The organism is Cupriavidus taiwanensis, assembly GCF_900250075.1.
Taxonomy (GTDB): domain Bacteria; phylum Pseudomonadota; class Gammaproteobacteria; order Burkholderiales; family Burkholderiaceae; genus Cupriavidus; species Cupriavidus taiwanensis_C.
This window is the reverse complement of sequence record NZ_LT977071.1, coordinates 2,702,052-2,722,923: the sequence shown is the minus strand read 5'-3', so window position 1 is coordinate 2,722,923 and position 20,872 is coordinate 2,702,052. Positions and strand designations below refer to the sequence as shown.

Genomic DNA, 20,872 nt, shown 5'->3' with positions numbered 1-20,872 from the left:
CCATGCCCGATCGGGCGGCGCCGCACCAGCCGGGATCCCCCGCGGGCATGGGGGCAGATTTGCCGGCGGCGGCCTTCGACGCGGGCGGCGCCTACGAGTCCTTCTACCAGCGCGTCCATGGCGCGATGCGCGACGGCGACTTCGACGCGGCGCGGCAGCTGCTGCTCGATGTCGAGCGGCTGCCCCTGCCGCACGCCGGCGCACGGCTCGATATCGCCATTGCCCTGTGCGAACTGGGCGAGCGCGAACGCGCTTTCACGCAGTTCTCCCAGCTGCAGGCGGGCACCGATGTGCCGCCGGCCATCCGGGTGCTGATCGACTCCTACGTGCGGGGCGGATGCAAGCGCCCGGACCCGCGCCTGCGCGGCCAGATTTCACTGCTGGCCGGCTACACCACCAACGCCAACTATGGCCCGGGGGATCCGCTGGTGCCGCTGGCGCCCGGGGCGCCGGTGCCATACCTGTTGCTGCAGCCGTCCCAGCTGGCACAGGCCGACCGCTTTGCCGGCATGGACGGCAGCGTGAACTGGGGAACCGGCGGGGTCGAAGGGTTGAACGTGTCCGTTGGCGCCTCGCTCCGCCAATACGCCCAGCGGCAGGACTATAGCCAGTACGGCGCAAGCCTGGCCGCCCACTATGGCCGCGAAACCGGCGCCGGCCTGGTGGAGGGGCAGGCCGCGCTCGGCTATACCTGGCTAGGCGGGCGGCCTTACCAGTATGGCGCCAGCGGGCTGCTGGGCTACTGGCTGCCGGAGCGCCAGCTGGCCGGCAAGCCCTACCGGGTCGGCATCGATACCAGCATGGCGCTCGACCGCTATCCCGACGGCCATGCCTTCGATGCGCGCCGCCACGACCTGCGTTTGCGCGGGCGCCTGGACCTCGCTCCGAACCTGCAGGTGTCGGCCGCCGTCGGCGTCATCCGCGACCTCGCGCGCTACGAGCGCGCTGGCGGCGACCGCGATGGCTACGCCATCCTGGCGACCCTGACATGGCTGCCACAACCGCGCCACCTGGTGGTGGCGCTCGCGCAGCGCCAGGAACTGCGCGATCGCCAGCCGTACTTTCGCGCGCTGTTCGGCGACACGCGCCGCCGCCAGGTGCTCAGCCAGGTCCTGCTGCGCTACACCTATCGCCATGCGCCGGATCTCTCGTTCTATATCCAGGGCCTGTACCAGCAATCTGACGATTCCATCCCCCTGTTCCGCTATCGTGCCGGCACCGTCAGCACCGGCGTGCTGATGGACTTCTGAGCGGCGCGGGCAATATGCGATGCCGCAGGCAGAGTCGGTTCTGGCGGAGATTGTGCCGGCGGACACATTTTCATGCGGCCCGCGCTGCCACAATCGCCTGCTGCGCCTGACATGGAAACTTTGCGCGTCTCATGGATTGGGAAAAACTGACCAACGGCGGCCTGGGCGAATTCCATCGCTATCCGCGGCGGGCCCGCCGCAACCGCACCGTGCCTGTCCTTATCGTGCTGGCCGTTGCCGTTGCCGTTGCCGTTGCCGTTGCCGTGGCGCTGGCTGCTGGCTACTGGATGCACTGAGCCGGACGCTGCCGTGCGCTCGGCGGCGTGGCTGCCACGGGTTCCATCCTCAGGGCAGGCTGGCGCAGCACGCAAAAAATGCCGCCAGTGCCCGGGGAGCAACTGGCGGAAAATGCGGGGATTAACGGCCGTGTAGACGACCGTTACGCGGCATTCTAGGCGGGGATGCCGGCCACGTCGGTGATACCTGTCACACCGTCAGGCAGTTCTGTGCGAGATCCCACCAAGGTGGGGTCAACCGCCGCATCGACAGTGCGCCCGGCCGCCGCACTTAGCGCGCCGAAGGCCGCAACGCCCGCATGCCGGCCTTCACCACGCTTACCGCCGCCAGCACCACCCCGCCGGCGACGATGCCGGCAATGCCGTCCAGCAACACCGGCGCCAGCACCGCCAGCACACCGCCGATTGCCGCCACTCCTGCCGCCGCCAGCGCCGTGGCTTCGGTCACGTGGTGCATCGCCGGAATGCCGTGCATCAGGATGCCGCCGCCCACCAGGAACATTGCCGCCGTCCCGGCAAACGACAAGATCTTCATCAGCCACGGTGCCAGCCGGAGCAAGCCTTGGCCCAGCGCGCGGAGCCCCGCCGACGCCTGCTTGCTCAGGTACAGGCCCGCGTCGTCGAGCTTGACGATGCCGGCCACCAGGCCATAGACGCCGACCGTCATGATGACCGCGATCGCGCACAGGACGGCGAGCCGCTGGCCGAAGGGCGCGTTGGCGACGGTGCCCAGCGAAATCACGATGATCTCCGCCGACAGGATGAAGTCGGTGCGGACCGCGCCCTTGATCTTCTCTTTCTCGAACGCCACCATGTCGACGGCGGGATCCGAGACGGCCTGGACTTCCCGTGCGTGGTGTGCGGCGTCCTCGGCCTTGCTGTGCAGGAACCGGTGTGCCAGTTTTTCAAAGCCTTCGTAGCAAAGAAACGCACCGCCCACCATCAGCAATGGCACCACGGCCCAGGGCGCCCAGGCGCTGATTGCCAGCGCCGCCGGCACCAGGATCACCTTGTTGCGGATCGACCCGAGCGCAACCGCCCATACCACCGGCAGTTCACGCTCCGCCCTGACGCCGCTGACCTGCTGCGCGTTCAACGCCAGGTCATCGCCCAGCACGCCCGCGGTCTTCTTGGCCGCCATTTTGCTCATGACCGCGACATCGTCCAGGATGGTGGCGATGTCGTCGATCAATACCAGCAAGCTCGAACCAGCCATGTCAGGGCCTCCGCGCGCGGCAGTGCTGCCGCTCATGCAGCCGGTTTGTCATCAGGTCATGCTCCTCGGTGTCGTGGGTCGTGCAAGCAGGTTTCGTACCGGCCGCCGGTTGAGCGGCTCGCCGCCTGGCGTCGGCGATGGTGGCCATGACGCATGGGCGGGCCGTCGGTACCGTGTGGTTTCCGGTGCAGCCGGCGAGATTGTAGAACACGGGTTCGGTCCGGCACCGGCGAGCACCTCGCCGGCCGGCCCCTTCGTCATGCATCACCCGCCATCGACAACGCGATGGTCTCGTACAACGCCTGCGCTGCGGGCTGCAGTGGCTTGTCCCGACGGCGTATCAGCGCCAGTACGCGGTCTACATCCGGCTCGACCAGCGGCACGGCGCAAAGCCGTGGATGATCTGGCGGCACCGCCATGCCGGGCAGCACGGCCATGCCAAGGCCGGCCTCGACCAGCGCGAGCACGCCCACGACGTGGTTGGCCTCGTAGTGAATGGTCGGCCGCTGTTCCAGATGGGCGATGGCGTTTTCGATCAGGGCGCGATTGCCGCTGTGCCGGGACACGCTGACCATCCGTTGTCCGGCCAGTTCCTGCCAGGCCACGCGTTCGCGGCCGGCCCATGCGTGGTCGCGGCGCATTGCCAGCCGGTAGCGTTCGGCGCGGATGGCGAGAAAGTCGATATTGGGCTCCTGCGCGCCCATGAAGTTAAGGCCGAAATCCGATTCTCCGGACAGCACGCTGGCCAGTACGCTGCTGGCGCTTTCGTCGACCACGCGCACGCGCACGCCGGGATGCCGCCCGGCAAACGCGCGGATCGCGTGGGGAAGGCAATGCAGGGCAGCAGACGGTATCGCGGCCACGGTCACCAGGCCGCGTTGCAGCGCTGCTTCGTCGCCGAGCCGGAACACAGCGTGGTCCAGGATATCGAGCGCGGCACGGGCTTCTTCCAGGAACTTGCGGCCGACATGGGTCACCTCCACCCGACGCGTGGTCCGGTCCAGCAGGCGCGAACCCAGCGTTGTTTCCAGCTTTTCGATGCGCCGGCTCAGCGCGGGTTGCGAAATATGCAGCGCCTCGGCCGCCATGCGGAAACTGCCCTTTTCAGCGGTTGCGACAAAGGCCTGCAAATCTTCAAGGGCGAAATTGATGCGCGACATGCATGAAATCATCAGAACATTGCAATTCACAGAATAGTCGCGCGTGACTACCCTTGCAATGCCTGATCGGGACGTCGTGTCGTGCCGAAAAGCGCAGACACAATACGCATCCCGGAGACCTGCCTTGAAACCCGCCGTCCGCCATCTCGCGCTCGCCCTGACGCTGAGCGCATGCACCCTTTCCGCCTGGGCTGATGCCTGGCCCGCAAAGCCTGTGAAGTTCGTGGTGCCGTTCGGTCCCGGCGGCGCCAACGACCTGGTGGCACGCGCCGTGGCCGAAGCGGCGTCGAAGCAGCTTGGCCAGCCCATCGTTGTCGAGAACAAGCCCGGCGCCGGCTCGGTGCTGGGTGCCGACTACGTAGCCAAGTCCGCCCCGGACGGCTACACCTTCCTGGCACCGGCCGCCGGCGTGATCACCAACGCCATGATCAAGTCCCACCTCCCGTACAAGGAGCAGGATCTGGTGCCCGTGGCCATGCTGGCCGTCAGCCCGTCCGTCATCGTGGTGTCCGCCGACTCGCCGATCAAGGACCTCAAGAGCCTGGTGGCCAGCAGCAAAAGCGCAAAGAGCCTGAATTTCGCCACGGCGGGAACCGGCAGCACGCCGCACTTCGTGGCGGAAATGCTGAAACTGGCCACTGGCGCAAGACTCGAGATCATTCCCTACAAGAGCGGCTCGGAAGGCATGGTCGCCGTGGTGGGCAAGCAGGTGGACGCGACCTCCGAAGCCAGCGTCGTGGTGCTGCCGCAGGTCAAGGGGGGCAAGCTGCGAGCGATCGCGTCGACGTGGAATACGCGCATTGCCGCCATGCCGGACGTGCCCACCACCGCGGAACTCGGCTATCCCGGCGTCTTCATCGGTCACTGGTCCGGCGTCTTCGCGCCGCGCGGTACCCCCGACGCGATCCTGGACAAGATGAACAAGGCCATCGATGCCGCCATCAAGTCGCCTGAACTGCGGGCCAGGCTGATTCCGCAAGGCATCCAGCCGATGGGCGGGACCCGCGCCGACTTCACCAAGTTCCTTGCCGGTGAGAAAGCGCGGCTTGGCCCGATTGCGCGCGCCGCCAACATGAAAGAAGACTGACGCGCGGCAGCGCCGCAATACTGAACCAGAGGAGACCACATGAAACTGAACATCCTTGCCGGCAGGCACGCGTTGCTGGTATGCATGCTATGGCTGGCCGCGCCAGCCTGGGCCGACGAGATCCGCGTGATCACCTCGGGCGGCTTTACCGCGGCCTACCAGCAACTGGTGCCGCTGTACGAGGCCGCCACGCAGGACCGTGTCATCACCGCTTATGGCGCGTCGATGGGCAATGCGCCCGACTCCATCCCCAGCAGGCTGGCGCGCGGCGAGAGCTTCGATGTCGTGATCCTGGCGGACTCGGGCCTGGACAAGCTGGTCGAGCAAGGCAAGGTGGCCGCCGGCAGCCGGGTCGACCTGGCGCGCTCGCTGATCGGCATGTCGGTGCGCAAGGGCACGCCCAAGCCGGATATCAGCACGGCCGAGGCGCTGAAGCAGACCCTGCTCAACGCGAAGTCCATCGCCTATTCCGCCAGTGCCAGCGGGACTTACCTCTCCACCGAGCTGTTCGCCCGGCTTGGCGTCGCCGAGCAGGTCCAGGGCAAGGCGCGCAAGATCTACAGCGAGCGCGTCGGCGCCGTGGTGGCGCGGGGCGATGCCGAGATCGGCTTCCAGCAGGTCAGCGAGCTGCTGCCCTTCAAGGAACTGGACTACGTGGGGCCGCTGCCCGCCGAGCTGCAGCAGAGGGTGTTCTTTTCCGCGGGAACGGTCGCGGGCCGGCAAAGCGCGGCAGCGTCCCGCTTCATCCGATTCCTGGCCTCGCCGGCGGCGGCATCGATCGTCAGCAGCACCGGGCTGGAGCCCGTGGCCACGCCGCTGCCGCCCCCGGCGCCCCCGGAGCTGGGGCAGGGGCAGAAGCGTTGAGCCAGGTTGCCTTCCGGGCAGGGACCCGATGCAGTCCTGGCCGTACCCCAGCGCAGTGATGTCCGCCTCGAAGTGCGCGCCGTGCGCGTGCACGTATTTGCGCTAGCCGGCCGGAGGCGGACGTCGGCCGGCTCGCTCGTCATGCCTCGGGCGCGCCCCTGCGCGCCTTTTCCCGCTTCCCGGCTCCCAACGCCTGTTCCAGGAACTGCATCAGGGCCTGCACGCGCGCCGTACGTCCGCGCCGTGTCGGCACCAGCAATGTCACCGGCGCGCTGTCGCATTCCCAGTCGGCCAGCACCCGCACCAGCCGGCCGTGCGCGACCGCGTCGGCCGTGTCCCATTCCGAACGCAGCACCAGCCCCAGGCCCTGTTCCGCCCACTGGCGTGCAATGCTGCCGTCATTGCTGGTGTAGGCGGGCACTACACGCACGGTCTCGCGCGCCGATGGGCGCCGCCCGGCGCCGGCACCGGGTCGTCGGAAGCGCCACAGGGTCACGTCCTCGTCGTTCTCGCGGATGCAGATGCAGGCGTGCGCAAGCAGCTCGCGCGGCGCTGCGGGGGTGCCGTGCTGGCGCAGGTAGGCCGGGCTGGCGCACAGCCAGCGCGCATTGGGCGCGAGCGTGCGGGCGATCCACGATGAATCGCGCACGGCGCCGATGTGGATCACGGCATCCGAGTCGTGTCGGTCGGGCCAGGGGGTCTCGCGCAGATCCAGCTGCAAGCGCAACCCAGGGTGGGCCTGCGCAAAGCGCGCCAGCAGCGGCGCGATATGTTGCCGTCCGTAGCCGAAGGGGGCGGCAATGCGCAGCGTGCCGGTGAGGCGGCTGTCCTCGCGCCGGAAAGACTCAGGCAGCGCATTGAGCTGAGCCAGCAGCGCCGCGGCCTCCCGCGCGAAGCGTTCGCCCTCGGGCGTCAGGCTCAGCCGCCGAGCAGTGCGGGTGGCCAGCGCGAGGCCGAGCGTCGACTCCAGCTTGCGCAGGCGCGCGGACAACGCCGGCGGCGTCACGTTCAGCGCGCGCGCCGCGGCACTGAGCGAAGGCGACTGGGCGAGCGCCTCGACCAGCCGCAAGTCCTCGATCTGGATCATTCACTTCAGCTTAACGATTGATGTTCCAAAATTTAACCACAAGTCACCTTATCGCTTCTACATTGGGGACCTCTGACAACCATGCGCAAGCCGCCTTCGCAAAAGGAACTCATGGACCCCAACACTGCGCCCGCCTGGCCTCGTGCCGTGCTGTTCGACCTTCTCACCGCGCTGCTGGACTCGTGGACCGTATGGAACGCCGCCGCCGGCTCTGAAGCCGCAGGCCGGGCCTGGCGTGCCGAGTACCTGCGCAGGACCTACGGCTGTGGCGCCTACGTGGGCTACGAACAGCTGGTGAGGGAAGCAGCCGAACAGGTCGGCCTGCCGGGGACCGCGCCACAGGCGCTGGAAGCGCACTGGGATGCATTGCCGCCGTGGGAAGGCGCCCGCGAGCTGCTGCAGGCGCTGCGGCCGCATTGCAAGCTGGCAGTCGTGACCAACTGCTCCGAACACCTGGGTCGCCGCGCTTCCGCCTTATTGGACATCGACTGGGATGTCGTGGTCACTTCCGAAGCAGCCGGGTACTACAAGCCGGATCCGCGCCCCTATCGACTGGCCCTGGCGCAGCTCGGCACGCAGGCAGCGGATGCGGCCTTCGTCGCGGGTTCCGGCTACGACATGTTCGGTACGGCGGCGGTGGGGTTGCGCACGTATTGGCACAACCGCGTCGGCCTGGCCTTGCCCGCCGGCGCGCCGGCGCCGGAAGCCGAGTTTTCGACGTTGGCGCCCGCCCTGCCGTGGCTGCGCTCCTTTCATGCTGCAAGCCGCTAAGGAGGCCGACATGACAGGCATGCCTTCCACGATGAGCCGCTGAAGGCAAAGAGGCAGTTCCTGCACTGAACGCGTCAAGGACGATATGACCCATTCCGCCGCATCGCTGACGACCCTGGAAACCCCCGCAGCAATCATCGACACCGTGCGCATGCACCGAAATATCCATCGCATGCAGGCACGCATGGATGCGCTTGGCGTGCGTTTCCGCCCGCATGTCAAGACCAGCAAGTGTTCGCCGGTGGTGCACGCGCAGATCCTGGCGGGCGCCAGCGGCATCACTGTGTCGACGCTGAAAGAAGCGGCGCATTTCTTTGACGACGGCATCACCGATATCCTCTACGGCGTAGGCATGGTTGCCAGCAAGCTGCCACAAGTCCTGGCGCTGCGCCGGCGGGGCTGTGACCTCAAGCTCGTGACCGACAGCGTGGACTCGGCACGCGCCATCGTTGCCTTCGGTGCGGAGCATGGCGAAGCATTCGAAGTCTGGATCGAGATCGATACCGACGGCCACCGCTCCGGCATCCGCCCGGACCAGCCGGCGCTGCTGGACGTCGCAGCCGTATTGCATGAAGGTGGTGCGCGCCTCGGTGGCGTGATGACCCACGCCGGTTCCAGCTACGACCTGGACACGCCCGAGGCACTGGCCGCGATGGCCGAGCAGGAACGGGCCGGCTGCGTGCTTGCCGCCGAGCGGCTGCGCAACGCCGGTCTACCGTGCCCGGTGGTCAGCGTGGGCTCGACACCCACGGCCCTCAGCGCAAACAGCTTGCAAGCGGTGACCGAAGTGCGCGCCGGCGTCTATGTCTTCTTCGACCTCGTGATGCGCAACGTGGGCGTCTGTGCGACCGAGGACGTCGCGCTCAGCGTGCTGACCACCGTGATCGGCCACCAGGCCGAAAAAGGCTGGGCCATCGTCGATGCTGGCTGGATGGCCATGAGCCGCGACCGCGGCACGCAGAAGCAGAAACACGACTTCGGCTATGGCCAGGTGTGCGGAGTCGATGGCGCGGTGATTCCAGGCTACATCCTCAGCGGCGCCAACCAGGAACATGGCATCGTGTCGCGCGACGGCGCCACTGACGCCGACATCGCCACGCGCTTTCCGGTCGGCACGCTGCTGCGCATCCTGCCCAACCATGCCTGCGCCACCGGTGCGCAGTTCCCGACGTATCAGGCTCTCGCCGGGGATGGCGAGATCACCCAATGGAGCCGATTGCATGGCTGGTGATCGCAACGAACGGAATGGCGCGGTACGGACCATTGAGCCCCCCACGCTGGCGGCGCCCGCGGGGCACTACAGCCACGCCACGGTCGCTAACGGTATGGTCTTCGTCTCCGGCCAGCTCCCGCTCGCATCGGACGGACGCAAGCTCGCCGACGCCTCATTCGAGGCACAGGCGCAACAGGCGCTGGCCAATGTGGAGGCAGCACTGGTTGCCGCGGGCAGCGGCATCGAGGGCCTGACCCAGGTGCGCGTCTATATCGACAGCATCGAGAACTGGCCGGCCTTCAACCAAGTCTATGCCGCGTGGGCGGGAGCGGCGCGGCCCGCGCGGGCCGTGGTGCCGACTGGCGCGCTGCACTTCGGCTTGAAGGTCGAGGTGGAAGCGGTGGCGGTCGTGTTGCGCGATGCCGTGAACGCTTGATGGGAGCGGCTGGCCTGGCGAGGAAAAACGTCGACGAAGCGTGACGCATTCCGGTTTTTGCTATGCGCGCTTTGTCCCGCCCTTCTCGGACGACGGGTTGCGCGTATCCCCCGGAACGCGGAACCCTTGCAGTTCATCAGCCTCGCACTGGGCGATCAACCCGGTCTCCCAGGCCAGGTACGCCCTGGCGGCATCCTGGTTGCCCTCGTGGCGGTCATGGACGAAAAACAGATAGTCGATGCGCGCCGCCGGCGGCAACGGCTCGGCCTCGACGGCTTGCGCCAGACCGGCCGACAGCCACGTCTGGTAGCCCGCCTCGGTGCGGAACACATTGGCATAGCCCGCATCCAGCAGATCTTTCCACGCCAGGGCGGCCACCTCGGCCTCGCTCGCCAGCAATACCACCGGATCGTCCGGCGTTGTACCGAGCGACTGCAAGGTTTGCAGCAGGCGCGGCCGGATCGACCAGACCGAGCCTTGCGCGTGGCCCTGATCGAACGCAGCGCTCTCGCGCAGATCGATGACCGCCAGCGCCGCGGCCTCGCCGTGCAGCGCGCGCAGCTGTTCGGCGCCGAGTACACGCGGGCCCGCACCAAGATCCGGCTGCGGCCTCGCCGGCACCGTGACCGCGGCATCGACCCCTGCCGCAAGGACGGCGCTCTCAAAGCCAAGCTGGTGCAGCCAGCTGGCGGTCACCGGGGCGCGCACACCGTCATCGTCGAACACGATGACACGGCTGCCGCGCACCCCGATGTAGCGGTCCGTGGCCTGGATCAGTTGCCCGCCCGGGGCGTGGACGGCGCCGTCGATCGAGCGCCGGGCGAATTCTTCCGCGGTGCGGATATCGAAAAGGTAGGTCGTACGGCGCTCGTCATCCAGCCATTGCTGGGCCTGTGCCGTCGACAGCGACGGCAGGTCGAAGCGCTGCAGCAGCCGGGCGGATCGATCGCGCGCAGCCTGCAGGAGCGGGGCGGAGGGTACGGCGTCGGCGAACCGCTCGCTGCCGTGTTCCAGCGCATGGCCGGCGAGATACCAGCCCTGCGTGCCGTTCTCGAGCGCGAGCACCGGGTTGGGCAGGCCGAGGTTCAAGAGCGTCTGCGCGCCAATGATGCTGCGCGTGCGCCCCGCGCAATGCACGACGACCGGCGTGTTCGGATCAGCCAGCAGCGCCGGCAGGCGCAGCGCAAGCTCTCCGTTGGGACAGCCCAGCGCGCCGGGGATGGTCATCTTGCGGTGTTCTTCGTCGGTACGGCCGTCGACGAGCACGAACGGTTCACCGGCGGCACGGCGTGCGACCAGCGCATCGGCGCTCAGATGCGGGGTGTGCTGGATATGCTCGACCCATTCGCCAAACGTCTTGGATGGCACGTTCACGCCTTTGAACAAGGTGTATCCGGCAGCCGCCCACGCTGGTGCACCGCCGGCCAGCAGCGTCACGTCAGCGTAGCCGAGTGCCGCAAGCCGCCGCGCCGCGCGCGTTGCCACGTCGCCGGCACCGTCGTCGAACAGGACGATACGCTCGGTGCGGCGCGGGGCCAGGCGGCCAGCTTCCAGTTCCAGCCGGCTATAGGGCAGGGGCACGGCGAAGAAGGGATGGCCTTCGCCGTACTGGCCATGCTCGCGCACGTCGAACAGGGCCAGCGACTGGCCGTCATTCAGCCACTTGCGCAGCGTGGTGGCGTCGATGGTATGGATCATGTCAGTCAATGGGGGATGTACGCTGTCAGCGCAAGGCGATGCCCGACGAGGCGATCACGGCGGCGTATCGGGGCAGGTCGCGCGACAGCGTGGCGTCCAGTTCCTGCGCCGACGACGCGACCACGACATAGCCCGCGTCTTCGAGCTGGCTGCGCGTGGCGGGTGCGTGCAGCACCGCCGCCACATCGCGGCTGATACGGTCCACCACGGCGGCCGGGGTTGCAGCCGGGGCCAGCAGTCCCTGCCAGCTCTCCACCGAGAATCCCGCAGCCCCGGCTTCGGCCAGCGTGGGTACCTGCGGCAGTGCCCTGGAGCGATAGGGCGTCGTGACCGCCAGCGCCGTGAGCTTGCCTGCCCTGACATAGTCGGTCACGGCAGCCAGGGTAATCAAGGTGGCGTCGATGTGGCCGCCGAGCAGGTCCACCGTAGCCGGCGCGCCACCGGCATAGGGAATGTAGTTGACCTTGAAGCCCAGCTGACGCGACAGCATCTCATGCGCGACGTGCGCGATGCCGCCATTGCCCGGCAGCCCGAGTGCCAGTTCCCCCGGCTTGCGGCGCGCCAGAGCCAGGTAATCCTGGAAGTTCCTTACCCCCAGGTCCGGCCTGACCACCAGCACCTGCGGGTTCACCACGGCCTTGGTGACGCCCCGAAAGGCATGGCTGGTGTCATACGGCAGGTTCCTGTACAGCGAGGCGTTCAGCGTCACGCCTTCGCCGCCAAGCAGCAGCACGTGACCGTCGGGACGGGCCTTGGCCACCTGCGCCGCGCCGATGGTGCCGCTGGCGCCGACCACGTTGTCCACCACCACCGGCTGCTGCCACACTTCGCTGAGCCGGGTGGCAAGGGTGCGCGCGAGCTTGTCAGCGCTGCCGCCGGGCGCCACCGGTACCACGATGCGCACCGGCCGCGCGGGAAACGCGGCGTCGGCGGCGGTTGCCGCAAGCGGCTGGGCAGCCAGCACCGCTGGCGAAAAGACAAGAAGGGCGCGGAGAACGTTGCGGCGGAGCATGGTGATGACCTGGGGAGAGCCTGCAGGCCGTCGTGGGTGCTTGCATGACGGCCAATCGGACCGTCAAGCTTACGAAGCCGGCCGCACCGCACCAACGAATGTTTGAGCCTATGGATATGCGGTGTGCGTGGTGGCGACGGCCGGTCGGGGTGGAAGCGGACAGCATGTCGATACGCGAAAGCCTTCTTTGGCACCGCTTTGGTCGCGGCGTTACAGTCGCCGCATGACCCAACCGAACCTTTCCCCATCAGCTGTGCCGGGCAGCGACGTTGCCAGCCGGCGCCACGCGGCCGTGGCCGCATTCATCGCCGAGGCAAGACAGTTCCTGGAGGGCGCCCCGCATGCCGACCGCGAGACGCTGCAAACGGTGGCGCGGGCGCTGGAGCGGCTGGGCGCGCAACGCGACTTGTTCCCTTCGGCGCAGTTTCCGGTTTCGGCCGACAATCCCGCGCAGGTCTATCGCCTTTCCGAAGATCTCGATGGCCGCTATGCGCTGTACGTGTCGGCCGGGCTGCCTGGCAAGGCGCAGCCACCGCATGACCACACCACCTGGGCCATCATTGCCGGCATCACCGGCAACGAGCGCAATGTCTTTTATCGTCGCGAGGCCACCGACGACCCCGCACGCGATCGCCTGACCGAGACCGGCCGCAGCGATGTCGTCAGCGGCCGCTCCGTCACGCTGTTGCCCGACGACGTCCATACCATCGAGCTGGTTGGCAACGAGCCCGGCCTGCACCTGCATTTCTATGGCCTGGCGCTGGACCGGCTGAGCGGGCGCGTGGTGTTCGAAGGCGCCGCGGGCGGCAGCTATCGGCATTTCGGGCCGCCCAGGCATATCGCCCATGCCGCCATCGACGCCTTCGCGCTGAAGGCGGCGCTGGCCGACGGCGACGAGATCGCGCTGCTGGATGTGCGCGAGACCGGGGTGTTCGTGCGCGGGCATCTGCTGCTTGCGGCCTCCGCCCCGTTGTGGCGGCTGGAGCTGCTGGCCGACCGGCTGGTGCCGCGCCGCGACACCCGCATCGTGCTGACCGATGGCGGCGATGGCGGCGACGGCGGAGATAGTCTGGCGCACCAGGCCGCGGCCAAGCTGCTGCGCCTGGGCTGGCGCAACGTGTCGGTGCTGACCGGCGGCACGCAGGCATGGGCGGCGGCCGGGTTCGAGATCTTCAGCGGCAGCAACGTGCCCAGCAAGGCCTTCGGCGAAGTGATCGAGCACCAGAAGCACACGCCATGGATCAGCGCCGAAGAACTGCAGCAGCGCCTCGAGCGCGGCGATGACCTGGTGGTGGTAGACAGCCGCACCACCGAGGAATTTGCCGACTTCAGCCTGCCGTTCGCGCACAGCCTGCCCGGCGCGGAACTGGTCTACCGCATCGGCGAGCTGGCGCCGCGCCCCGAAACGCTGGTCGTGGTCAACTGTGCGGGACGCACCCGCAGCATCGTTGGTGCCCAGACGCTGATCGACGCCGGGGTGCCCAACCCCGTGGTCTCGCTCAAGGACGGCACCATGGCCTGGCTGCTGAATGGCCGCACGCTGGCGCACGGACGCCATACGCCGCTGCCCGAGCCGGCCCGCGCGACCCGTGACGCCGCCCGGGCCCGTGCCGAGGCCGTGGCCTCCCGCGCCGGCGTGCGCCGTCTCGATGATGCCGGCCTGGCGCGGCTGGAACGCGAAGCCGGCGAGCACACCTTGTATCGCTTCGATGTGCGCACGCGAGGCGAATACGAGGCGGGCCACCTGCCGGGCTGGCGCTGGGCGCCAGGCGGGCAACTGGTACAGGCGACGGACGAATACGCGGCAACGCGCCATGCGCGGGTCGTGCTTGCCGACTGGGATGGTGTGCGGGCGCTGACCACCGGCGCATGGCTGGCGCAATTGGGCGCGCACGAGGTGTTCGTGTATGCCCCGCCGGCCGATGCCGCGGTGGACACCGGCCCGGAGCCGCTGCGCGTGTTGTCGTCGCGGCCGGCAGCCCAGCCGGTGTCCGTGCAGCAGGCCGAGGCGCTGTTGCAGGCGGGCCGTGCGCGCATCTTCGACGTCGAGCGCCGCGCCGCCTATGAGAAGCGCCATGTTGCCGGCGCCCAGTTCGCCGTGCCAGACCGGCTGGAGGCGCTGATTGCCCGGATTCGCGCCGATGACGTAGTGCTGATCACGTCGTCGGACGGCGTCCTCGCACGCATCGTGGCGGCGGAGCTGGCGGCGCGCAGCGGCCGTGACGTGCGCTTCCTGGCCGGCGGCACGCAGGCCTGGACGGCCGCTGGGCTATCCACCGGCAGCGGCGCGCAGGGCGTGCTGACCGGCGAGGACGATTACTGGTACAGCCCGTACCACCATACCGATGTGGCGCAGCGCGACGCGGGCTTCCGCGCGTACCTGGACTGGGAGATCGGCCTGGTTGCGCAGCTCGAGCGCGAGGGGGACATCGGCATCCGGTTGCTGGCGCACTGAAATGAGCGCGGAGCATGTCCCCCCGATCGCATCGCCGATCCATAGCGAGATCGATTTCGAACGTCCAGGCAAGCAGTCGGGCTACCTGCGCCTGCCGCATTCGGTGCACCGGTCGGCCTACGGCTGGCTGCCGGTTCCGGTCGCATCGATCGCATCGATCGCATCGACTGCATCGCCTTCTTCGACTGCATCGATCGGCAGGGGCGATGGTCCCGCCGTGCTGGTAATGGCCGGCAATCACGGCGACGAATACGAAGGCCAGATCCTGGTGTCGCGCCTGATTCGCGAAGTGGCCGCCGAGCATGTGCGGGGCCGCCTGATCCTGCTGCCGATGGCGAACTACCCGGCCGCGCAAGCCGGCCAGCGCACCTCGCCGCTGGATGGCGGCAACCTGAATCGCAGCTTTCCCGGCGATCCGCGCGGGACCCCGACGCAGGTCATTGCCGACTATATCGAGCGCAGCCTGCTGCCGCGCGTGGATGTGGTGATCGACCTGCATTCGGGCGGCAGCTCGCTCCAGTACCACGGCGCGACGCTGTTCGCCCAGGCTGATGCCGATCCGGTGCGCCATCGGCGCGTGCTGGATGCGGTGGCGGCATTTGGCCTGCCGCATGGCTTGGTCAACGAGAGTCCCAACCCGGTAGGCCTGCTTGCCGCGGCGCGACGCAACGGCGTGCTCGGACTGCTGACCGAGCTGGGCGGTGCAGGCACGGTGGACGCGGCCGTGCTTGGCAGCGCCTGGCAAGGCCTGCTGCATCTGCTGGGGCATCTGGGGGTGCTGGAAGGACCGCTGGTGCCGCCGGGCCCGCCGCATGCTACGCGGCTGCTGCGGGTGGACCGTGGGCGGCACTATGTCTACGCGTACGACGACGGTATCTTCGAGCCGCTCGTGCAGCTCGGAGAACGGGTCGAAGCGGGGCAGCCTGCGGCAAGGCTGCACACACCCGAGCGGCCCGAACGCGAGCCGGTGACCGTGTATTTCCCGGCGGGCGGCCTGGTCATCTGCAAGCGCGTTCCCGCGCTGACGCAACGCGGCGACTGCCTGTATCAGCTCGCCGACGATCTTCCACCACCTCATTCCTGAACCGGCTTCCTGATGAAACAGACGCCACCATTCGGGCGCCGCATGGCGCTCGCCATGCTGCCCTTCGCCTTCTGTGCCGCGATGCCGGCCGCCAGGGCGGACGCCACCCTCGATCGCATCCGCGAGCGCGGCAAGATTGCCATCGGCGTGATTGTCAATGGCAACAGCGCCTTCGGCTCGATCGACCCGGGCACCGGCAAGCCGGTTGGCTTCAACCCTGAACTCGCGCGCAAGATCGCCAGTGAACTGTCGGTACAGGCCGAGCTGGTGCCGGTGCTGCCCACCAATCGCGTGCAGTTCCTCCAGCAAGGCAAGGTCGACCTGCTGGTGGCCAGCATGCTGCTGACGCCGGAGCGCACCACGCTGCTCGACCATGTTCCAACCCCTTATTACCGCAACGGCGGCACCGCGATCTTCCTGAAGGGCAGCGGTATTCGCCGCTGGGAAGACCTGCGCGGCAAATCGGTGTGCCTGTCGCAGGGCAGCAGCTACGCCAAGCCGCTGGCGGCCACCTACGGCGCCGAACTCAAGGGCTTCAAGGGCATGGCGGAGTCGCTGCTGGCACTGCGCGGCGGCGCGTCATGCGTGGCCGCGGTCCATGAGAGCCTGACCCTGAACCAGCTCGTGGCCCGCGATCCGCAATGGCGGGATTACGCCGTGCTGCCCGACGAGGTCGATCCTGCGCCGCAGGTGGCATGGGTACGCAAAGGCGAGAAGGACACCGCCGCGGCGGTGGACCGGGTGCTGCAGCGCCTGCACGGCTCCGGCTGGCTGATCGGGCTCGAGGCGCGCCTCGACCTGGAGCCGCGCTCGCCGCTGCTGGTGGAACTGCAGCAGCAGTATGCCGGCAAGCGCTAGCTTGCAGCGACCGGGGCTATAGCCGGAGCGCCCCGGCCGGGTTGTACACGTGGAGCGCGTCCAACCACGGCGCGCAGCCCATATCACGCCAGTGTGAGGTGGAAGGCCCGGTCCAGATCGGCCAGCAGGTCCTGTGTGTCTTCGAGTCCGACGTGCAGCCGCACCACCGGTGCATTGCCTTGCCAGGCACGGTGTTCGCGCAGCCGTTCCGGCGGGGCGACCAGCGCCAGGCTTTCATACCCGCCCCAGGAGGCGCCGATCGAGAACCACCGCAACGCGTCGACGAACGCACTGGCCGCGCTGGCCCCGGCGTTCCGGAATGCGAACGACACCAGCCCGCTGGCGCCGCTGAAGTCGCGTTGCCACAGCGCATGGCCAGGGTCTTCGGGTAGCGCCGGGTAAAATACGCGGCCCACCTGGGGATGGTGCTGCAGCCATTGCGCGACCTCGGTGGCATTGCGCTGGTGCTGGGCCAGGCGCAACGGCAGCGTGCGCAGGCCGCGCAGCGACAGGTAGGCGTCGTCGGCGCCGATGGCAAGGCCCAGCGCCTCGTGCGCGGTGGCGACGCGTTCCGCCAGCGCGGGGCTGTCCACCACCACCGCGCCCTGCATCACGTCGGAATGCCCGGCAATATACTTGGTCGCGGCCTGGATCGAGATATTGGCGCCGAGCTTCAGGGGCTGCAGGAACCACCCGCCGCTCCAGGTATTGTCCACGGCCACCGGCACGCCCCGATCGCGCGCCACCGCGGCCAGCTTTGGCAGGTCCAGCACCTCGAACAGCAACGAGCTTGGCGATTCCAGGTAGACGAGCCTGGTCTCCGACCGGATCAGCGCGGCCAGGTCGTCATGCGCAGGCGAAAAGTATTCGACGGAGACCCCCAGGCGCCGCAGCAGCGTCTTGTCGACGCGCCGCACGGGCGCATAGACGCTGTCGGAGACCAGTACATGGTCGCCGGGGCCAACCAGGGCAAGCAGCACCAGCGTGATCGCCGACAGCCCGGAAGGCGCCAGGAATGCGCGATGCCCGCCTTCGAGCGTGGTCAGCGCGTCTTCCAGCGCCTCATGCGTGTCCAGCCCGTGACGGCCGTAGGAGGCGATGCGTTCGCCCGCGGCACGGCGGTGCTGGCGCGATTCCAGCGCCTGTTGGCTGGCAAAGCGCACCGTACTGGTTCTCACCACGGGTACATTGACCGGGCCTGCGCCGTCGCGCAGCGTCGGCGCCCCCGCATGCAGCAAGCGCGTATGTCTGCCCGCTTCGCTCATGCCACCACCTTGCTCGGCTGCATCTGCGTGGCGTTGTAATTGACGATTTCGCCAGTTTCCGGATGCACGCCGTAACGGCCCGTCAGCGTTTCAAGCGGGCGGCCATAGCAGTGGAAATGCAACGTCGGCGCATCGCCAACCACATGGATGCTGTGGATGTCGTCAGGCAGGAAGGCGATCGGCGTGCCGGGCTCGACCGTCAGTTCGCGCGCGACTTCCAGCCGGGCGAAGGCCGGGTCGCTGCGGTCGTCGGTGCGGCGGTAGACCCGATTGAACTCGCGGCCTTCCACGGCAACGATCACGGCCCAGGTGTCGTGGTTGTGCGGGATGGTGGTCTTGCCCGGACGGATCGAGTTCAGGTACAGCGCGGCGGCGTCGTCGCCGTCATCGGGGTTCAGGCGGTAGCGCGTCGAAGCGCCGCTGGCCGTCTCCTCCGGCGGCGGAAAATCCTCGCGGGTGAAGAGTTCGCGCTGCACGGCCAGCGCCTGCAGGCGCTTGGCAACGGCATCGAGCGCGGCGCGGTCGGGCTGGCCCGCAGCCAGGCGGCGGATGTCGGTCAGTGCATCGGCCACGGCCTTGCGGCGGGCGGCCTGGCGTTCGGCGGGAGAGGAATGGCTCATGGTGCGGAGAGTCCGTCAGCAGGGTAGAGAGAAGGCGCCGGCGCGAAGGCGGCATCGAATTCGGCCGGCAGGCGGGGGATCGCGCCCAGCGCGCGGCGCAGGAACGCGCGCGTGCGTTCGTGCTGCGGCTTGCCGAAGATCTGGGCCGGCGGGCCGTGCTCGACGATGCGGCCAGCCTCGGTAAAGTAGATCTGGTTGCTGATCTCGGCGGCGAAGCGCATTTCATGCGTCACCAGTACGCAGGTCATGCCATCTTCGACAAGCTCGCGGATCACGGTCAGCACTTCTCCGACGGTCTCGGGATCGAGCGCCGAGGTCACCTCGTCGAACAGGATCAGCTCGGGCTGCATCGCCAGCGCGCGCGCGATCGCCACGCGCTGTTGCTGGCCGCCGGAGAGCTCGCCCGGGTAGGCACCGGCCTTGTCCGACAGCCGCACCCTGGCGAGCAGCGCCCGCGCCTCGCGCTCGGCATCTGCGCGCGGCCGGCCGATGACCCGGGTCGGGGCAAGCACCAGGTTCTCCAGCACCGTCAGGTGCGGGAACAGGTTGTACTGCTGGAACACAAAGCCGACCCGCTTGCGCAATGCGATGAACTCATCCTCGCCGCGCAAGGTCTCGACGGCGGTGTCGCCGACGCGAATCTGCCCGCGCTGCGGCCGCAGCAGGCCGGTGATGCAGCGCAGGATCGTGCTCTTGCCGGATCCGGACGGGCCGATGATGGTGACGGCTTCGCCGCGGCGCACGTCCACGTCGATGCCGTTGAGCACCGCGTTCGCGCCAAAGCTCAGGTGGACGTCGCGCAGCTGTACCAGCGGGGGCGCGGCGTGGCTGCCGGTGTCCCGGCGCAGGAAGGACTCAGTGGCGTTCATGGCGGCGTTCCAGCGCACGGGTCGCGCGCGCGATCGGGTAGCAGTAAGCAAAAAACAGGACCAGCAGACTGAAGTAGACCAGGATCGTGAAGTCGGTGCGCGCCACCGTGTTGCTGGCAACCTGCGCGGTGTCGACCACGTCGTGGACGCCGACCAGCGATGCCAGCGACGTGCTCATCGTGATGCTGGCGTACAGGTTCATCCATGGTGGCAGCATGCGCCGCAGGCACTGCGGCAGCACCACAAGGCGGAAGATCTGGCGGCGGCGCAATGCGAGCGACTGCGCCGCTTCCCATTGCGCGCTCGGGATCGACTGGATCGCGCCGCGGAAGATCTCGGCAACGTTGGCGCTCGCCGGCAACGCAAGGCCCAGCACGACCTTGACCCAGTCCGGGAACGGAAATGTCCAGTGCACCAGGTGCAGCTCGAACGGGAACACATAGGTGGTGAAATAGACCAGTACCAGCACCGGCGCGTTGCGAAACGCCTGCACCCAGATGCGCGTGAACCCGCGCAGCGCTGCCTGCGACGACAAGGACAGCGCGCCGATCAGCAGGCCGGCGACGGTGCCGAGCGCCATGGCGAACACGCTGATCTCGATATTGGCCAGCAGCCCGCGCAGCAGAGCAGGAGTCCAGGTCCAGAGGCTGCGCAGCGCCACCGGGGTACTGCCGGCCAGGGTCCAGAACAGCAGCAATGCCGCCACCGCGGCGCATGCGAGCCACCAGGGGGCGCGCAGCGCGCGCGCCGGCAGTGGCGGGCGGCCGCTGCCGGCCGGGAGAATCGATTCACTGGCCATAGCCGGGCATCCTCAGTTGGCTTTCCAGCCAGCGACCTGCACGGCTGACCAGCCAGGTCAGCAGGCCGAACCAGGCCAGGATCAGCAACAGCAGTTCGAGCACGTTGTCGCGCTGGGTCCAGATCATGATGGATTCATAGGTCACGTCGCCGACTGCGATGGCCGACGCCACGGCAGTCATCTTGACCAGGTCCACCACGTTGTTGACCAGTGCCGGCAAGGCAAAGCGCACCGCCAGCGGCAGTTCGACCTGGAGCAGCAACTGGCGCCGCGAGAAGGCCAGCGAACGCGCCGCCTCCAGCGTGATGCGCGGCACCGCCTCGATACCGGCGCGCAGCGCCTCGGCATGGAACACCGCCTTGTGCAGCGAGACCACGATCACCACCCAGACGAAGGGCGTCAGCGGATTGGCGGTGCCGCGGCTGGCCAGCTGCTGGGTAATCAGCATGTTGAGCACCAGGAACGCGCAGTAGAGCTGCACCAGCGTGGGCGTGTTGCGCGTGAGTTCGACAAAGGCGCGGGCCGGCGCGGCAAGGGCGCGGCGGCCCGAGGTGAGCATCGCCGCCAGCACGATGCCGGCGGCGAGGCTGCAGGGAATGGTGAGCAGACAAAGCTCCAGCGTCACGACCAGGCCGCGCAGGAACGCTGAACGTTCACCCGCGTCGAGAACGAAGGCATAGTCAAGCCCCAGCGGCTTGAGCGTGGCGACAACCGAGGCGAGGATATCGGTCATGCGGCCGCCTCCGCTTGCGCCGGCTGCGGCGCATGGCCAGGTCGGCATGGCTTCATGGCCTTTTACGCTCTGCAAAGACGGCGAAGTCGCCCGGCGAGA

Annotated in this window: 20 protein-coding genes; 10 read left to right on the top strand and 10 right to left on the bottom strand. The window is 68.3% G+C overall.

Annotated elements, in window-relative coordinates:
• The first annotated feature begins 47 nt into the window (after window positions 1-47).
• Window positions 48-1,250, top strand: coding sequence for a hypothetical protein (locus CBM2588_RS28550; RefSeq protein WP_147298451.1), 1,203 nt, complete (start codon window positions 48-50; stop codon window positions 1,248-1,250).
• 131 nt (window positions 1,251-1,381) lie between these two features.
• Window positions 1,382-1,546, top strand: a complete 165-nt coding sequence (locus CBM2588_RS28545) for a hypothetical protein (RefSeq protein WP_172583685.1) — start codon at window positions 1,382-1,384, stop codon at window positions 1,544-1,546.
• A 271-nt stretch (window positions 1,547-1,817) separates the two neighbouring features.
• Here the strand turns inward: CBM2588_RS28545 and CBM2588_RS28540 are convergent, their stop codons facing one another.
• Window positions 1,818-2,762, bottom strand: coding sequence for a DUF808 domain-containing protein (locus CBM2588_RS28540; RefSeq protein WP_115683585.1), 945 nt, complete (start codon window positions 2,760-2,762; stop codon window positions 1,818-1,820).
• A 257-nt stretch (window positions 2,763-3,019) separates the two neighbouring features.
• Window positions 3,020-3,922 carry a LysR family transcriptional regulator gene (locus CBM2588_RS28535; protein ID WP_115683584.1) on the bottom strand — a complete coding sequence of 301 codons (903 nt, stop codon included), beginning with the start codon at window positions 3,920-3,922 and terminating at the stop codon, window positions 3,020-3,022.
• Window positions 3,923-4,046: 124 nt separating this feature from the next.
• Here CBM2588_RS28535 and CBM2588_RS28530 point away from each other — a divergent pair, with 124 nt between their 5' ends.
• Together CBM2588_RS28530 and CBM2588_RS28525 are read left to right on the top strand one after the other, a co-directional pair.
• Window positions 4,047-5,009: a Bug family tripartite tricarboxylate transporter substrate binding protein gene (locus tag CBM2588_RS28530; RefSeq protein ID WP_115683583.1), complete on the top strand. Its 963-nt coding sequence runs from the start codon at window positions 4,047-4,049 to the stop codon at window positions 5,007-5,009.
• Between the two features lie 39 nt (window positions 5,010-5,048).
• Window positions 5,049-5,873, top strand: coding sequence for a substrate-binding domain-containing protein (locus tag CBM2588_RS28525; RefSeq protein ID WP_115683582.1), 825 nt, complete (start codon window positions 5,049-5,051; stop codon window positions 5,871-5,873).
• A gap of 139 nt (window positions 5,874-6,012) precedes the next feature.
• Here the strand turns inward: CBM2588_RS28525 and CBM2588_RS28520 are convergent, their stop codons facing one another.
• Window positions 6,013-6,960 (bottom strand): LysR family transcriptional regulator, encoded by a 948-nt coding sequence (locus CBM2588_RS28520; protein ID WP_115683581.1) that lies wholly within the window; start codon window positions 6,958-6,960, stop codon window positions 6,013-6,015.
• Window positions 6,961-7,071: 111 nt separating this feature from the next.
• On the opposite strand from CBM2588_RS28520, the gene CBM2588_RS28515 reads away from it, so the two are divergent.
• The 3 genes from CBM2588_RS28515 (at window position 7,072) to CBM2588_RS28505 (ending at window position 9,380) form a co-directional block, all read left to right on the top strand.
• Complete coding sequence (locus CBM2588_RS28515; RefSeq protein ID WP_115683777.1) at window positions 7,072-7,731, top strand: HAD family hydrolase; 660 nt, start codon at window positions 7,072-7,074, stop codon at window positions 7,729-7,731.
• 85 nt (window positions 7,732-7,816) lie between these two features.
• A complete protein-coding gene (locus tag CBM2588_RS28510) occupies window positions 7,817-8,962 on the top strand; it encodes a DSD1 family PLP-dependent enzyme (protein WP_115683580.1) in 1,146 nt (381 codons plus the stop codon).
• A complete protein-coding gene (locus CBM2588_RS28505) occupies window positions 8,952-9,380 on the top strand; it encodes a RidA family protein (RefSeq protein ID WP_115683579.1) in 429 nt (142 codons plus the stop codon). Before CBM2588_RS28510 ends, CBM2588_RS28505 begins: the two co-directional genes overlap by 11 nt.
• A gap of 60 nt (window positions 9,381-9,440) precedes the next feature.
• Here the strand turns inward: CBM2588_RS28505 and CBM2588_RS28500 are convergent, their stop codons facing one another.
• Both CBM2588_RS28500 and CBM2588_RS28495 read right to left on the bottom strand, forming a co-directional pair.
• Complete coding sequence (locus CBM2588_RS28500; protein ID WP_115683578.1) at window positions 9,441-11,078, bottom strand: rhodanese-like domain-containing protein; 1,638 nt, start codon at window positions 11,076-11,078, stop codon at window positions 9,441-9,443.
• Window positions 11,079-11,103: 25 nt separating this feature from the next.
• Complete coding sequence (locus CBM2588_RS28495; RefSeq protein WP_115683577.1) at window positions 11,104-12,090, bottom strand: tripartite tricarboxylate transporter substrate-binding protein; 987 nt, start codon at window positions 12,088-12,090, stop codon at window positions 11,104-11,106.
• 223 nt (window positions 12,091-12,313) lie between these two features.
• Between CBM2588_RS28495 and CBM2588_RS28490 the strand changes: the two genes are divergently transcribed.
• From CBM2588_RS28490 to CBM2588_RS28480, 3 genes are read left to right on the top strand one after another with little or no spacing between them, the layout of a single operon-like run.
• On the top strand, window positions 12,314-14,545 hold the full coding sequence (locus CBM2588_RS28490) for a rhodanese-like domain-containing protein (RefSeq protein WP_115683576.1): 2,232 nt from the start codon (window positions 12,314-12,316) through the stop codon (window positions 14,543-14,545).
• 1 nt (window position 14,546) lies between these two features.
• A complete protein-coding gene (locus CBM2588_RS28485; protein ID WP_115683575.1) occupies window positions 14,547-15,629 on the top strand; it encodes a succinylglutamate desuccinylase/aspartoacylase family protein in 1,083 nt (360 codons plus the stop codon).
• A gap of 12 nt (window positions 15,630-15,641) precedes the next feature.
• A complete protein-coding gene (locus CBM2588_RS28480) occupies window positions 15,642-16,487 on the top strand; it encodes a transporter substrate-binding domain-containing protein (RefSeq protein ID WP_439897472.1) in 846 nt (281 codons plus the stop codon).
• Between the two features lie 83 nt (window positions 16,488-16,570).
• Here CBM2588_RS28480 and metC read toward each other — a convergent pair whose 3' ends face one another.
• The 5 genes from metC to CBM2588_RS28455 are packed head-to-tail and all read right to left on the bottom strand — an operon-like array spanning window position 16,571 to window position 20,773.
• Window positions 16,571-17,752, bottom strand: coding sequence for a cystathionine beta-lyase (gene metC, locus CBM2588_RS28475; protein ID WP_115683574.1), 1,182 nt, complete (start codon window positions 17,750-17,752; stop codon window positions 16,571-16,573).
• Complete coding sequence (locus CBM2588_RS28470) at window positions 17,749-18,372, bottom strand: cysteine dioxygenase family protein (RefSeq protein WP_115683573.1); 624 nt, start codon at window positions 18,370-18,372, stop codon at window positions 17,749-17,751. The genes metC and CBM2588_RS28470 overlap by 4 nt, the downstream gene beginning before the upstream one ends.
• On the bottom strand, window positions 18,369-19,241 hold the full coding sequence (locus tag CBM2588_RS28465) for an amino acid ABC transporter ATP-binding protein (protein WP_115683572.1): 873 nt from the start codon (window positions 19,239-19,241) through the stop codon (window positions 18,369-18,371). Before CBM2588_RS28465 ends, CBM2588_RS28470 begins: the two co-directional genes overlap by 4 nt.
• Window positions 19,228-20,040 (bottom strand): amino acid ABC transporter permease, encoded by an 813-nt coding sequence (locus tag CBM2588_RS28460; RefSeq protein WP_115683571.1) that lies wholly within the window; start codon window positions 20,038-20,040, stop codon window positions 19,228-19,230. The genes CBM2588_RS28465 and CBM2588_RS28460 overlap by 14 nt, the downstream gene beginning before the upstream one ends.
• Complete coding sequence (locus CBM2588_RS28455; RefSeq protein WP_115683570.1) at window positions 20,030-20,773, bottom strand: amino acid ABC transporter permease; 744 nt, start codon at window positions 20,771-20,773, stop codon at window positions 20,030-20,032. The genes CBM2588_RS28460 and CBM2588_RS28455 overlap by 11 nt, the downstream gene beginning before the upstream one ends.
• Window positions 20,774-20,872: the final 99 nt, after the last annotated feature.